Genomic DNA, 12,882 nt, shown 5'->3' on the forward strand with positions numbered 1-12,882 from the left:
TACCCGAAAAACGATCCGTATGAGGAAATCTACGCCAAAAGCCACCACAAGGACTACTGGGGCCTCATCCATGGCGAATGGTTTCAGCCGCATGCTGAGGACGGCGAGGCAATTGAAAAGGCCCTTGGCCAAGATAATTCTGCTGAATGCCAGCCAGAGACGTCAGAAAGTATCGCCTGCAATCTCAAGAAACGCCTCATTCATGCGAAGGAAGTTCACGATCTCATCGGGCCATACAGTCATCCGCGCACAATCCAGTTCTTCAGCAACGGCGAACATACGACCATCACCGAAGTGTGCTGGCTTGCAAGAGACATCACGCAGCATGTCCTGGACGCGCAAATTGAGAGATATTCACGCGATGACGAGCCGCTGCGGTATCTGAAGGATCTGAACTGCGTGCCCGACTTCAACCGTTTCGGGAAATACGGCGAGGTGCGCTGGAGGGACGCTGACGGCGCGTTAGGCGATGTGGTTCCAGGCAACGCATTGCTCTTTAAACTCCAGAAACGCATCCGCGAACAGGGTCTGCGCCTCTATCTGCTGCGCATGACCGCGGCCGGAGAAGAGGTTTCCGGTCTGACGGACGACCCTCTCCGCCATCAGGGCGACGGAACGGTGCCGCTCAGTTCCGCAACGGCCATGGATCCAGAGGTGGATGACTGGGGCAAGCACCTGCATCTCCTGCCGCTCTGGTTCGGACCGAACAGGGAATGCAGGCTTTGCACCGGGCAGGTCAACCATGAGGTGCACGCGTCGTTCTTCGTGGACAAGAAGGGCGATGCGCTGGCTGCGGTCAAGAGAGTTGTTCACAATCTCTGCATTGGCTGGCTGAAAGGGGAGTTCACATGAGGCTGAACCCTTTCCCGACCCTGTCCATCTTGCTGCTCACCCTAATTCTTGGAGGATGCCATTACATGACCATCGACACCGCCAGCCCGAATCCAAACTTGCCCCCCTGTCCTGTGACCATGTTCCCCATAGGGCGCTTCATGATCCCTGTTCCCAAGGATATGGAACTGGGCGCAGGCATTCACAAAGTAAATAAAATAACCATCGATGAAATTGCCTGGAAAAGAGGCCGGGATCGTGAAGAGTACCTGCAGGAAGTTTGGATGCCGGTGAGAACGCAAGCCCGGAAACGGTATGTTGAAGGCGGAAAACTTGGTCCCGCCAGTCAAGGTGGTTTGGCCGAAGAGGACGTCAGTCACCTCTTTGGATATCCGGCCATGCTTCTTTGTTATGGCGACGATATGGCAGACCATTACATTGATGTGCACATAGGTCTGCCCGAGGCTATTTTGCGCCTTAAAGAAAGTCGATTTTACCCCATTGGCCAAGAATGCCTCGACATGGAAGGTCGAATCCTGAATCTGTTCAAACACTACCGCTTCGGCAACAAGAACGTGGCTCCGGACAGCTTCTTTTCGGCCGGGGGCAGGGTGGAAGGGCTGAAGACCTGGCATGAGCGGGCGAGCCTCGGAGCCACATGGCCAGCCGGTGCTTCCAGGCCCACAATTAGATTGTCTTTCCATACCAGCCCCTCCTGCACTCATGAATTCCCAAAGAGCATATTCACTGGATTATCTGTGGCCAGGAAACACGGCATCAGGCTGCATGTGCTGCGTTCTCAAAAACGGACGCTGGCCGGAATGGTAGGGCTGGAGGAAGTATACCTCATAGGCAACAAGGATGACGATGAACTCAGGCTGTCCGCCTCCTGGAAATACCCAGGATCAGGAAAAGACCCGGAAAAACCCGATATTGAGCTTAAAATAACCTGCCCCGAGAGCGCGAAGGAAAAGGCCCTGCACATCTGGGACACTGTCATGACCAAGTTCACCACGGTGCGGGAATATTACGGCAGAAGATCATGAATCGGACAGAGTGAAGGATGAACCAGTGGAGCAGAATCGGATGGCTTTCGGTTCTGCTCCGCGCTCCTGTTGCCACTTCCCGGTCGTCGCGCCACTATGAGTCACGACTGGAGGCCCGGGAAAAGCCGTTGATGGCGGCCATGGCAGGCTTGGCTGCGACATATCTGCGCTTTGGATATCCGCCGGATCAGCGTGTTCATGGAACGTCTGGGGCATGTCATGGGCGTTGACAAGTCGTTCCGACTATGGACCAAGGTCGGATTACAGGTGCCAGGAAGCAGCCTCGAAAACGAGTGGGCGGCATCCCGTCCGAGACCACGACTTCCGATGGGAACAAACGAACTGTGGGCCTATGACTTTGTCTACGACGCCTGCACAAGCGCTCATCAGATCAAATGTCTGACTGTGGTTGGTGGACGAGTATAGGCGCGAATGCCTGGCTATAGACGTTGCCGGGAGCATCAGATCGGGTCGGGTAATCGAGGTGCTGTCTCACCTGATCAGCAAACGAGGAGCCCCTCTCAGCCTGCGTTCTGATAACGGACCGGAGTTAGTGTCGAAGGCGCTGCTCAAATGGGCGACTCGGGAGTCTCTGGATCTGGCGCTGATTGAGCCAGGCAAGCCCTGGCAGAACGGTTTGAACGCGAGTTTTAACGGCAAATTTCGCGACGAATGCCTCTCGGTGGAATGGTTCCGGTGTCGGGCCGAGGCTCGGGTTGTGATCGAGGAGTGGAGGCGGCACTACAACTCCGTTCGCCCGCATTCAAGCCTGAACAACATGTCGCCCGAACACTTCTGTCGTCAGTATGGAAAAAACCTGAACCGCAGGAAAAGCCTTAAAAATTGGGTGGTCCGAAGTTTCCCGGTAGGTCACTCACTGTCCCATCATGCCGTGGTAAATTTGCTGAACTTGACGCACATAATTTACTGATATGCATTTATTTTCATCTTGGGATGGCAACCAGCCTCCGACCGAATCATTGTCTTACGTTGTCTGACCCCCTGTCATAAGTAAGTATCCGGCCGAATAAGAAGCTATTCCAACATGCTTTAGGCAAAAGACTGCTGCAGTTGGACGGTTGTCATAAATTTGTCTTACAATGGATTGATCTTGTCATCATGTCTTTTTTTGCGATAACAAAGTTGCACCTTTCTGTTCGATGTTTTGACAAGCTTTTTTTCAAATGAAAGTCAGATGCAGAACTGGAAAATATTCAGCAACGTTTATGGTGAGCCTTGATTTTTTGCGCTAATTTTTAAAAAGTAAAAATATTTACGATGGAGATTTACCTATGCGTGGGAAATTTTTTTCCAAATTGATTGTATTGGTTTCACTTATTGCTTTTACAGGGTGTGCTAACGTGATTGTGAAGTCTGATTCAGATCCGAATGTTAATCTTGGAGAGCTCAAAACATTTTATGTGCAAAATTTTGCGCCGGATAAACGGGGGTTGGAAAAAATTATCGCCGAAAAGCTGAATGTTTATGGATTCAATGCCACTTCTGGAGTAAGTCCAACTCCGCCTGATTCTGTGGATGTCCTTGTTACGTACAGGGATAGGTGGATGTGGGATATTACGAATTACATGATTGAAATAACAATTGAATTTCATGATCCTGAGTCTAATTTCACGTTCACTTCCGGTCGGTCGTATCGGACGTCGCTCGCCAGGAAAGATCCGGAGGTGATGATAGAAGAAGTGCTTCAAGATTTGTTCAAACGTAACGCTGATAAATCAATATAAAACAGTAATCTTGTAGATTATTCTGGAGGTTGCATGAAAAAACTTGCACTCATTTGCATGTTGTTTGTTGTTACAGGTTGTGCAGTTGGAAATAAATACGATTATCATACACGTACAATATCTTTACCAGTGAAGTCTGAAATGCACAAAAAGATTATTTTCGATGTTGAGGATTTGCGGCCATATGTTCAGAGTGAAAAAAAGAAGCCAAATTTCGTTGGATTGCAAAGAGGCGGCTTTGGGAATCCTTTTGACGTGACGACGGCATCAGGTAATCCACTGGCTATGGATATGAAGGAATCCGTTACGCGTGCCCTGAATGATTCTGGATATGATGTTGTCAGTGTAAATAAGGAGTTTGATAAAAAATCTCTTGGCGACATCGCATTACAAAATAATGTTGCTCGTGTAATTATACTAACTATCAATGAATGGAAGTCTGATGTATATATGAACATAACACTTTATTGTGACCTTGTTTTGAGTATATACAATGATAGTGGAAGTCTTTTGATTAAAAATGACATGAAGTTCGAGGAGGCAATTGGTGGCGCGCAGATCAGTGCGTCCAAAAATTCAGATACGGTCTCATCTGAATTCGGACGGCGCATAGGATATCTTTTTAATAAGAAAGAAGTTCGCGATGCTTTGTCATTTTGAGCCATTCAATTTTCGCATATGTTTCACGAATGGCGGGTGTGGATTTTTTCGCGGACTAGATATTTGTAATAATGAATTCAGCAAACTTTATGTACAGAAAATGTAAACTCCTTTCAATCATGAGTTGTTCTTAAAGGGCGGCTGTAGTGGATTGAATTTCTTTGGGCTTTTCGTGATGAGTTTGTCGAGAGATCGTTTCTTTTCCTGACTCCGGAAAATCAAGGGGCTGGATGTTCGCATCCAACCCCTTTCTTGCGTGGTGCGCCTGGCAACGTCTGTGCATCCTCGGCCAGTCGTACCAGGCTCTCCGCGAGGGCTTCGAGATCAGTGCGGGCTATCAGCCCCAAACGGATGCCAAGGAGATTCGAAAAGGTATCGCAAAAAAAGTACGATGCAAAGCCTCTCCGGGCTCCTACTTCAATCGAAAGAGGACAAACACTCAACAAGGAGAGGAGACTATGACACGCTACGAGACGGGACTCGCCATGCTCGCAAAGGTCGATGGCAGCGTCGGGGAAAAGGTGATCGAGAGCCTGGAGGACATCGCGCCGTACTTCGGGCGCTACCTCGTTGAATGCTTCGGAGACATTTACTCCAGGCCGGGGCCTGGACCTTAAAAGCCGGGAAATCGCCGTGGTCGCGGCCCTGACCGCGCTGGGGACGGCCGGACCGCAGCTCCGGATCCACCTGCACGCCGCCCTCAATGTCGGCTGCACGAGGGAGGAGATTGTCGAGGTCATCATGCAGATGTCGGCCTACGCCGGTTTTCCCGCAGCCCTGAACGGGCTCTTCGCGGCCAAGGAGGTGTTCGCCGAGCGGCGGGCCGACGGCAGGGGATAAAGGCTCGCCCCATCCTCAGGCAGCCACGACACTCAAGGAAGTCGCTTGAAAACGACAGACACACGGCCTATGCCGGTGCATGGGACTCGCACGGGTTCCATGCGCCCGGCTTTAGGCACGTCCGGACGATGACCATCAACATGAGATACCAACGGCTTCCCGATTCATGACGCACCAATCCTTCACCATCCGGGTGATCGAAGCCATCCACAGCATTCCCCGGGGCAGGGTGGCCACCTACGGACAGATCGCTGGCATGGCCGGAAACCTGCGGGCCGCCCGGCAGGTCGCGCGGATTCTTCACACGTGCTCGCACTCAGAAGGGTTGCCCTGGCACCGCGTGGTCAACCGGGAAGGACGCATCGCATTGCGGGTCTCCCAGGGTTACGAAGATCAGAAGCGGTTGCTCGAAAACGAGGGCGTCGAGTTTGACGGTACCGGCCGCATTGATCTGGAGCGCTTTCTGCTGGGGTCGGGGTCGGATATTGGGGCTGGGTCTCTGAGGGCAAAAGAGACAGACTGACCTGTCTTCGCAATAGCGGACACGTTTGTTTCCCTAAACGGCTATCCTGATGAACAGCCGCTCATATTCCTCAGGCGTTTGATAACCAATCGACGAATGTCTGCGCCGGCGGTTGTAAAAACATTCAATATATCGAAATATCTGACTTTGAGCTTCGAGCCTGCTCTCGAAGGAGCAGTGGTGCACGAGTTCTCTCTTCATGGTTCCGAAGAACAATTCCGTTATCGCGTTGTCATAGCAGGAGCCAGTGCCGCTCATGCTTTGGATTCCACCGATCCCCTGCACCAAGGACTGAAATCGCTTGCTGCAATATTGAGATCCCCGATCAGAATGAAAAACCATCCTTTGTGAGGGACCCCCTTCGAATCACGGCGTTGTTGAACGCCGTGATCACGAGGTCGTCTGTCATCCGTCATTTCATACTCCAGCCGACTATGCGACGGGAGAAGACATTCAGCGCCGGAATGAGTGACGGCAAAGCCAACCCGATCAAGTACAGCTATTCCCTGGGATTGGTCGGCACGGGCATCGTGCCGGGCCGGCCGCTGGATGACTTCGGAATTGGGTGGGCGCGCACGGAGTTCAGCGACGCCTTTGTGCCCTTCATGCGTGACAGGTTTGAGCTGGGTCTTGATCACGAAGATGCGATCGAGGTCTTCTTCAATGTTTCCGTAACGCCCTGGCTCAACGTCAGTCCGAACTTCCAGTTCATTTCCCCGGCCCTGGACAGGACGGTGGACTCCAGCGGGAATTTCGAGGATATGGATGACATCTACCTGGCTGGCGTGCGTATCGGAGTTCGGTTTTGAGCTTCACAGGTGCGCCTTTTACAGGCAATGGTTGGAAATACTCAGCAACAGGAGGACAACATGCGTAAGATTCGTCTGATTATGCCTTTCTTGGTCCTGTTTCTCGGATGCTCGTTTTTTTCCGGCTCCGCCCGGGCCGCAACCGCCGGTGAAATCGACAAGGCCGTCAATCTGGCTCTGGAGAAGCTCTATGCGAGCACGCCGGCTGCTGCCGAACTGGCCAAGGTCTGTAAAGGGGTGCTGGTCTTTCCGGATGTCGTCAAAGCCGGGCTGATCGTCGGCGGGCAGTATGGTGAAGGGGCGTTGCGGGTCGACGGCAAGACCGTCGGGTACTACAACACTGTCGCAGCTTCCTACGGGCTTCAGGCCGGAGCGCAGACCTTCGGTTACGCCATGTTTCTGATGAACGACAGCGCCCTCAATTACCTGAAGAAGAGCCAGGGCTGGGAAGTTGGCGTCGGCCCCACGGTGGTGGTCATGGATGAGGGGTTGGCCAAGAGCCTGACCACTTCGACCGCCAAAGACGACATCTATGCCTTCATTTTCGGGCAGAAGGGCCTGATGGCCGGCCTCAGTCTGCAGGGGTCCAAGATCACCAGGATCAATCCCGACTAGTAGCCGACAATATCGAAACTGCCCCGGAAGCGAGTGGTGCATGCGCCTGTTGGTCAGCCCGATCCTTCAGGCCGCCCGGCATGTATCCGTTTTCCGGGGCCACTGCGCCCGGGAAGAGGTGGTTACCTGGAGCCGGTCTCACCATGGCGCGAAGCTGCCGCTCCAAGATCTGAAGCTTCCGGCGATACCGGGGAGTCAGGCCCGCTCCGTTTGATAGGGAAAAATAAGAGAGAAATGAAAGGAATGTCTTCAACGGCGATGAAATGGGCCGCATCATTCGTGCTATCGGCAGAGTGGCGGCCTTTCTTGGCCTTGCCGTATTGGCCTGCCTGGGCACGTTGGCCATTTATTACTCCAATCTGCCGCAGGCGCTGCGCCCGGCCGCCAGCGCGATCTTCGCCCTGGTGGCCGCGGGCCTCGTTCTCGCGGGTCTCTGGAAGAAAAGACGGCGGGCGTGGGGCGCCTTCCTTGTCCTTTTCGGGGCGGTGTTCGCCGCATGGTGGGCGCTGATCCCTCCCTCCAACGATCGGGACTGGCAACCGGATGTGGCGGTTCTCCCCTGGGCCGAAGTCCGGGACGACAACGTCACTGTCCACAATATCCGCAACTGCGAGTACCGCACCGAAACCGACTACACGGTGCGCCACTACGACCGGACCTTCGACCTGGCCCAATTGAGGAGCATGGACCTCTTTCTGGTCCACTGGGGGGCGCCTGGCATCGCCCATACCATGGTCAGTTTCGGTTTCAGCGACGGCAGCTACCTGTGCCTCTCCATCGAGACGCGCAAGGAGGTGGGCGAGGCCTACTCGGCGGTCAAGGGCTTCTTCAAGCAGTTCGAGTTGACCTACGCGGTGGCTGACGAGCGGGATCTGGTCCGGTTGAGGACCAACTTCCGCGCCGGCGAGGACGTGTACCTCTATCGGCTCGATGTCCCGATGGATTTCGCCCGCAAGGTGCTGCTCGACTACCTGCGACAGATCAACAGCCTCAAGGCAAGCCCCGAATGGTACCGGGCGATCGGGGCCAACTGCACGACCGGCATCCTGCGCCACACCAACCGGTTTAACCCCGAAGCGAGCTTCGACTGGCGTTTAATAGCCAACGGCTACCTCGACGAGATGCTTTACGAAAGGGGGAGAATCGACCAGACGTTCCCCTTTGCCGAACTGAAGAAGCGCAGCCTCGTCAACCCGACCGCCAAGGCCGTCGGCGAGACGGAGGATTTTTCACGCCGGATCCGCCTGGGGTTGCCGGGAATGGAGTTCTGATCATGCGGTTTCATGGTGCATTTTGCCGCGTCTGCTGGCTCGTTGCGGGGATCGTTTTTCTGGAAAATCGAGGGCCAGATCTTGAATCTTGATTTTCCACGTTTGCCTCTGTCCTCCGAAAAGGAGCGTATGATGCGAATGACCCTGCAAAAGTAAGAGCCGCGGGTTAGATAGTCAGCCCTGAAAAACATGACAATATGCTGAAATTAATTGAAATTTAATCGGAGATAATGTATTTCAAATAACCAGTGATGCAGTGAAAATGCATTTTTTCTGGTCGAAATCACTCCGAGGTTACCAACGATGCAGCCCAAAAAATCGGACCGTCAGCGCAGCTTCCTCTGCCCAGATCTGATCGATCAGCTCGATCCTCGACACCACCTTCTGGGGTTGGCCAAGGCCATTCCATGGCAGGTTTTTGAGGACAGCTTTCGTCCGCTTTATGCTGCATCCGGTCGCCCAGCCAAGCCCGTCCGTTTAATGGTTGGGCTTCTCATCCTCAAACAGCTTGAAAACCTGAGCGATGAGCGCGTCGTCGAGATCTGGGTTCAGAATCCTTACTTCCAAGCCTTCTGCGGCCAGCAGCGCTTCACCTGGAAGCTGCCGTGTGATCCGTCCGAGTTGACCTATTTTCGGCGTCGGATCGGAGAAGACGGTGTGCGCAAAATTTTTGAAGTCTCCGTGACCCTCCATTGCGACAAGGCCAAAGAAGAGGAAGTTGTCGTGGACTCCACCGTACAGGAAAAGAACATCACTTTTCCCACGGACACCAAGCTGCTGACCAAGATCGTGACACGTTGCCGCATCATGGCCAAACTGGAAGACGTCAAACTCCGGCGCAGCTACCAGCGTGAGGTCAAAAAGCTGCTGAGGACCATTCGTTTCAAATCAAAAGGCCGCAAACAGGGCGAGGCCCAGCGAGCTATCAGGCGTTTGCGGACTATTGCCGGTGTCCTGATCCGCGATATGAGACGGAAGCTTTCCCCGGAAGCGTTGGAGATTCACCGGCAGTCTCTTGACCTCTACGACCGCGTTCAACGCCAGCAGCGCTCCGACACGGGCAAAATTTACAGCCTCCATGAGCCAGACGTTTCCTGCATCAGCAAAGGGAAGGCTCACAAGAAATACGAGTTCGGCGCCAAGGCATCCGTGACCGTGACCAAGACCAATGGCATCATCGTTGGTGCACTGTCCTTCTCGGACAACCCCTTTGATGGCCACACTCTTCCCGCAGTGCTTACCCAAGTCGAGAGTATCGTAGGCAAAAGGCCGACCATGGCGATTTGCGACCGTGGATATCGAGGTAAGCGTAAAATCGGGACGACCCGCATCGAGATTCCAGAATCAGGCAAAGGCCCAAAAACTGAGCACGAAAAGCGCCAAGCTCGGGCACGTTTTCGCCGCAGGGCCGCCATCGAACCAATCATCGGCCATCTCAAGAACGATCACAGAATGCTTCGAAACTACCTCAAAGGCCGGATCGGCGATTCCGTGAACCTGTTCATGGCCTGTGCGGCCTTCAACTTCCGGAAGTTCATCTGGATTCTGTATTTTTTGTGCCTCAAATTGCTGGGGCACGTATTTCGACCCAATGCTCGGCCACTACAGGCTTGTGCCTGATGGACCGTTTTGAGAGTTTTTCAGGACTGACTAGTTACCGGACTGTCCAAAAGCGACTGGAGTTTTTCGAGGCGTGCCTCCATCTTTTCGTGGAAGTTTCTTCGCTCCCATGACGTTGCCGCGATCATCTCGCTACATCGAACGAAGAGGCTGGGCAGCAAAGTTTCCAGTATCTTTCGGTTGTTGCCGTGCTCTATCTGTATAATCAGGCGTTTGGCGATAGCGATATGGGCGGGTTCGTCGCGGAAGTGATCCCACTCAAGCTGCTCATCGTAAAGATCGCACAACTCATGCAAGTTGTCAGCGGTGTAATATGTACGCATTGCGTCTGCGAGGATTGGTACAAGATGTTTATTCATCGTAAAATTTTGTGTACAAGCTAGCTATTCACGTCTTAGACTACTGAAAAAAAATTCTTTTCGCGTAAATGTGAATATATTTTGTCTATAGATGTTTTCCCTATGTTCCGCACGTTCTCTAGTCTAAGCTTTGTTTCAAATCGAAGCTTGAAACGTGCCAGCTAATCTGAATTGCAGTTCGCAATTGTTGCTGTGTTCTCAACTTGCTATAAGGATTGTGAACAATCTGGTGACGGGGTGAATTGTATACATTTCGAACAACAAGCAAATAGTAGTTATCTTGCATTTTTTTGGCGGTTTCCCACTCCTTGTCAGTAAATAATATCCCGCCATCGTTGCCCGCCAGCCCTTTTACCTCAACAGCAATTTGTGGGGTAGTGCCATCTAGTAGAAAATCGTAGCCGCACCCTTGGTCCCGAGTATCCAAGACCGAATCGGAAGCTGGCAGTCCCAAAGTTTGCCAAATGTCTAAGAAGTACTCTTCAGCCTTTCGACCGGTCGGGCCTCGGGGTACAAAAACAGTATTGGTGTCCACTGGAGCATCAATTTCGGCCAATACTCCGCGTGGAAGGGTATGTTCTTTATTTTTGATAATTCCTTGGACCAAAGCCAAAAGCGACTCTCCAGAAAAGTCTTGAAATAGCGCGATGATTTTTTTTCGAGTTGGATGCATCTCCCTCTTATGCCAGCCTTTTCTCGGATTATCGAAGGCTGGGTCGAACTCATCGCGCATGTTCGAAAGCGTAGCAGGCTTTACGCCAATCGCACTTGCTATCGCGTCATGAGCCTTAGCCTGACTCCCGTAGCCAAGCGCTTCATATGCTTTGGCATCAAATCGAGATAAGTAGTACGCAACCACGAGAGCGAGTTGATTCTGAGGTTTCATCTGGCTCATATTTTATTTTGCCATTCGACGAAGCCAGTCTGATTCAGTAAGCCCGACTCGTGAAACTTCTCTAGCAAAATCATTTGCTACTCTTTGGGCTTGTGCAGTTTTTAAATCAGCTAACCACTGATACTTAACATCCTCTTCGCCAGCGTCGAAGTACCATTTCATCTCACTTTTCTGAGCAACAATTGGTTTACCCGAAGAGCTTGGCTTGAATTTGATCAATGACAAATCATAACTCTTAAGACTTAAAACAAGTTCTAAATGTCCATCACCATGCGGCAATACGGCAAATATTTTATGCTTAGGTTTAGTCTTTTCGATAAGTTTTAAAAATGGAAAAACTCTACCAGTGCCGTCTAGCCTCACACTGTCACAAACAGGTTGAATGCATAGTAGATATGAATCAACCTTTTTGAATTGTTTAGAACTGCTTACCTTCGCAATAATTGATCCAAGCCTTAATGTAGGCGCAGTGCTCCCATAAACAGATTTGACAGATGTCAGCACTGCAAAATCCCTGTCCAATAGCTCGCGTTGTCCATTAGCGCAGAACAAGCCTGTCAGTTCACTCAAATTTTTGTTATTATTTTTGATCGATTTTATTAGCGCTTGAAGATTGGGAGGATCTTTCTCTGAGTATTGGTGCTCTATCCCATTCTTAACCAATTTCATTAAATGATGAACATAAAATCTCGCCGCATACCTAAGTTTCATGTCACCACAAAGAGGCACGTCCAAGTAGCAACTATGGTCGCCAAATCTCAGCTTGTTATGTAACCATTTGTATATATTGCAAGTCTTTAAATGATGATTAACTTTATTATCCCCGCCAACTACATTTTCTATCTCAGCCATTACAAGTGGGACAACATGAGATTCAGCTTCTTCAGGTGGATCTGACAAGATCCGGTGTGCAACATATGGGGCATCCATCTCAGGAGGAAACTTGCTGAGGATGCTGTGTGCATTGGAACGAATAGCTGCAAAAGCTTCTAGTACAACGTTTGCCATCAACCCGGAAGTTGTTTGAGAAAATTCCAATATTAATTTAGTTGGCAGATTCTCTTCTTTAATAACTCGATTTTTGAATTCAGGATTAACTTTAGTGTCTTCTTTTGCTAGTATTGTTACAGTAACAGGCCCAGCACTAAATAAAAGACCATCGTTCCGATTGATAATATCATCTGGTTTGAATAGCCCCTTAACCGCATCCGCTATTTTAAATAGATCATTTTCTCCAGTATAAATAGCAAACAACCGTAATCTATCGGACGAATCATCTTTGAGTATTCTATTAATCAGCCCAAGAGTTATTTCACCGTAAGTCTCATGAATTTTCCAATCTAAAACCACGATGTCAGCTCGTTGAGCAACCTTGAGCACAATACTGTCGTTGTTGCTATTTTGGTCTGGTTCAAGAACAGAACAAACGAGGCCAAAGTCTGCGAAGCTCTCAACTAAAATCTTGGTACGCAACCGATGTTCAGGAGCACTTACACTTATGAGTTCTTTGTTGGGCTTTGGGCGTGCATCGCCCCTTCCAGGCGCAGTGAGATCAGGCTTCGGGGTGTCATCTTTTTCTTTGTATGCCCTATCATCAACGACTACAACGTGTTGAAGAAAACTGGCCATTGCAGATCTAGACAGACTTTGAAAATCTGACATCTACTA

General features: G+C 51.0%; 15 protein-coding genes and 1 pseudogene. 12 read left to right on the plus strand and 4 right to left on the minus strand.

What is annotated here, in order from left to right:
* From BMZ40_RS19680 to BMZ40_RS15250, 8 genes and pseudogenes are all read left to right on the plus strand, one after another.
* Positions 1 to 852, plus strand: an 852-nt coding sequence (locus BMZ40_RS19680; protein WP_218143786.1) for a hypothetical protein, incomplete at its 5' end; no start/stop codon positions are given.
* A 65-nt stretch (positions 853 to 917) separates the two neighbouring features.
* Positions 918 to 1,877, plus strand: a complete 960-nt coding sequence (locus BMZ40_RS19685) for a hypothetical protein (protein WP_177193214.1) — start codon at positions 918 to 920, stop codon at positions 1,875 to 1,877.
* Between the two features lie 62 nt (positions 1,878 to 1,939).
* Positions 1,940 to 2,721 (plus strand): annotated as a pseudogene (locus BMZ40_RS15230) (IS3 family transposase); the annotation flags it as partial.
* A 448-nt stretch (positions 2,722 to 3,169) separates the two neighbouring features.
* A complete protein-coding gene (locus tag BMZ40_RS15235; protein WP_092377736.1) occupies positions 3,170 to 3,622 on the plus strand; it encodes a hypothetical protein in 453 nt (150 codons plus the stop codon).
* A gap of 33 nt (positions 3,623 to 3,655) precedes the next feature.
* The gene (locus BMZ40_RS15240; protein ID WP_092377739.1) at positions 3,656 to 4,282 is read left to right on the plus strand and encodes a hypothetical protein; all 627 of its coding nucleotides are present in this window, start codon (positions 3,656 to 3,658) and stop codon (positions 4,280 to 4,282) included.
* Positions 4,283 to 4,740: 458 nt separating this feature from the next.
* Positions 4,741 to 4,899: a hypothetical protein gene (locus tag BMZ40_RS20120; protein ID WP_342707908.1), complete on the plus strand. Its 159-nt coding sequence runs from the start codon at positions 4,741 to 4,743 to the stop codon at positions 4,897 to 4,899.
* The gene (locus BMZ40_RS15245; RefSeq protein ID WP_342707909.1) at positions 4,853 to 5,122 is read left to right on the plus strand and encodes a carboxymuconolactone decarboxylase family protein; all 270 of its coding nucleotides are present in this window, start codon (positions 4,853 to 4,855) and stop codon (positions 5,120 to 5,122) included. Before BMZ40_RS20120 ends, BMZ40_RS15245 begins: the two co-directional genes overlap by 47 nt.
* A 166-nt stretch (positions 5,123 to 5,288) precedes the next feature.
* Positions 5,289 to 5,645, plus strand: a complete 357-nt coding sequence (locus BMZ40_RS15250; protein ID WP_092377742.1) for an MGMT family protein — start codon at positions 5,289 to 5,291, stop codon at positions 5,643 to 5,645.
* Positions 5,646 to 5,678: 33 nt separating this feature from the next.
* Here BMZ40_RS15250 and BMZ40_RS20210 read toward each other — a convergent pair whose 3' ends face one another.
* Positions 5,679 to 5,987 carry an integrase core domain-containing protein gene (locus tag BMZ40_RS20210; protein ID WP_092377744.1) on the minus strand — a complete coding sequence of 103 codons (309 nt, stop codon included), beginning with the start codon at positions 5,985 to 5,987 and terminating at the stop codon, positions 5,679 to 5,681.
* A 122-nt stretch (positions 5,988 to 6,109) separates the two neighbouring features.
* On the opposite strand from BMZ40_RS20210, the gene BMZ40_RS15260 reads away from it, so the two are divergent.
* The 4 genes from BMZ40_RS15260 (at position 6,110) to BMZ40_RS15275 (ending at position 9,960) form a co-directional block, all read left to right on the plus strand.
* The gene (locus tag BMZ40_RS15260) at positions 6,110 to 6,454 is read left to right on the plus strand and encodes a carbohydrate porin (protein ID WP_245751126.1); all 345 of its coding nucleotides are present in this window, start codon (positions 6,110 to 6,112) and stop codon (positions 6,452 to 6,454) included.
* A gap of 60 nt (positions 6,455 to 6,514) precedes the next feature.
* Positions 6,515 to 7,069 (plus strand): lipid-binding SYLF domain-containing protein, encoded by a 555-nt coding sequence (locus BMZ40_RS15265; RefSeq protein WP_092377747.1) that lies wholly within the window; start codon positions 6,515 to 6,517, stop codon positions 7,067 to 7,069.
* A 263-nt stretch (positions 7,070 to 7,332) separates the two neighbouring features.
* Positions 7,333 to 8,340: an Lnb N-terminal periplasmic domain-containing protein gene (locus tag BMZ40_RS15270; protein WP_092377750.1), complete on the plus strand. Its 1,008-nt coding sequence runs from the start codon at positions 7,333 to 7,335 to the stop codon at positions 8,338 to 8,340.
* 303 nt (positions 8,341 to 8,643) lie between these two features.
* A complete protein-coding gene (locus BMZ40_RS15275) occupies positions 8,644 to 9,960 on the plus strand; it encodes an IS5 family transposase (protein WP_092377753.1) in 1,317 nt (438 codons plus the stop codon).
* Between the two features lie 20 nt (positions 9,961 to 9,980).
* Here the strand turns inward: BMZ40_RS15275 and BMZ40_RS15280 are convergent, their stop codons facing one another.
* From BMZ40_RS15280 to BMZ40_RS15290, 3 genes are all read right to left on the minus strand, one after another.
* On the minus strand, positions 9,981 to 10,283 hold the full coding sequence (locus tag BMZ40_RS15280) for a hypothetical protein (RefSeq protein WP_092377756.1): 303 nt from the start codon (positions 10,281 to 10,283) through the stop codon (positions 9,981 to 9,983).
* Between the two features lie 154 nt (positions 10,284 to 10,437).
* Positions 10,438 to 11,214, minus strand: a complete 777-nt coding sequence (locus tag BMZ40_RS15285; RefSeq protein ID WP_092377759.1) for a protein NO VEIN domain-containing protein — start codon at positions 11,212 to 11,214, stop codon at positions 10,438 to 10,440.
* 3 nt (positions 11,215 to 11,217) lie between these two features.
* Positions 11,218 to 12,876 carry a response regulator receiver domain gene (locus BMZ40_RS15290; RefSeq protein ID WP_092377763.1) on the minus strand — a complete coding sequence of 553 codons (1,659 nt, stop codon included), beginning with the start codon at positions 12,874 to 12,876 and terminating at the stop codon, positions 11,218 to 11,220.
* Positions 12,877 to 12,882: the final 6 nt, after the last annotated feature.

Origin of the sequence: Desulfomicrobium apsheronum (genome assembly GCF_900114115.1) — a bacterium.
Classification (GTDB): Bacteria; Desulfobacterota; Desulfovibrionia; order Desulfovibrionales; family Desulfomicrobiaceae; genus Desulfomicrobium; species Desulfomicrobium apsheronum.

What these genes read in the sequence shown, in the direction of transcription:
- BMZ40_RS19685 (WP_177193214.1), top strand. Translation starts at nt 918, where the DNA reads ATGACCATCGACACCGCCAGCCCGAATCCAAACTTGCCCCCCTGTCCT.
- BMZ40_RS15235 (WP_092377736.1), top strand. Translation starts at nt 3,170, where the DNA reads ATGCGTGGGAAATTTTTTTCCAAATTGATTGTATTGGTTTCACTTATT.
- BMZ40_RS15240 (WP_092377739.1), top strand. Translation starts at nt 3,656, where the DNA reads ATGAAAAAACTTGCACTCATTTGCATGTTGTTTGTTGTTACAGGTTGT.
- BMZ40_RS20120 (WP_342707908.1), top strand. Translation starts at nt 4,741, where the DNA reads ATGACACGCTACGAGACGGGACTCGCCATGCTCGCAAAGGTCGATGGC.
- BMZ40_RS15250 (WP_092377742.1), top strand. Translation starts at nt 5,289, where the DNA reads ATGACGCACCAATCCTTCACCATCCGGGTGATCGAAGCCATCCACAGC.
- BMZ40_RS20210 (WP_092377744.1), bottom strand. Translation starts at nt 5,987, where the DNA reads ATGGTTTTTCATTCTGATCGGGGATCTCAATATTGCAGCAAGCGATTT.
- BMZ40_RS15260 (WP_245751126.1), top strand. Translation starts at nt 6,110, where the DNA reads ATGAGTGACGGCAAAGCCAACCCGATCAAGTACAGCTATTCCCTGGGA.
- BMZ40_RS15265 (WP_092377747.1), top strand. Translation starts at nt 6,515, where the DNA reads ATGCGTAAGATTCGTCTGATTATGCCTTTCTTGGTCCTGTTTCTCGGA.
- BMZ40_RS15270 (WP_092377750.1), top strand. Translation starts at nt 7,333, where the DNA reads ATGGGCCGCATCATTCGTGCTATCGGCAGAGTGGCGGCCTTTCTTGGC.
- BMZ40_RS15275 (WP_092377753.1), top strand. Translation starts at nt 8,644, where the DNA reads ATGCAGCCCAAAAAATCGGACCGTCAGCGCAGCTTCCTCTGCCCAGAT.
- BMZ40_RS15280 (WP_092377756.1), bottom strand. Translation starts at nt 10,283, where the DNA reads ATGCGTACATATTACACCGCTGACAACTTGCATGAGTTGTGCGATCTT.
- BMZ40_RS15285 (WP_092377759.1), bottom strand. Translation starts at nt 11,214, where the DNA reads ATGAGCCAGATGAAACCTCAGAATCAACTCGCTCTCGTGGTTGCGTAC.
- BMZ40_RS15290 (WP_092377763.1), bottom strand. Translation starts at nt 12,876, where the DNA reads ATGTCAGATTTTCAAAGTCTGTCTAGATCTGCAATGGCCAGTTTTCTT.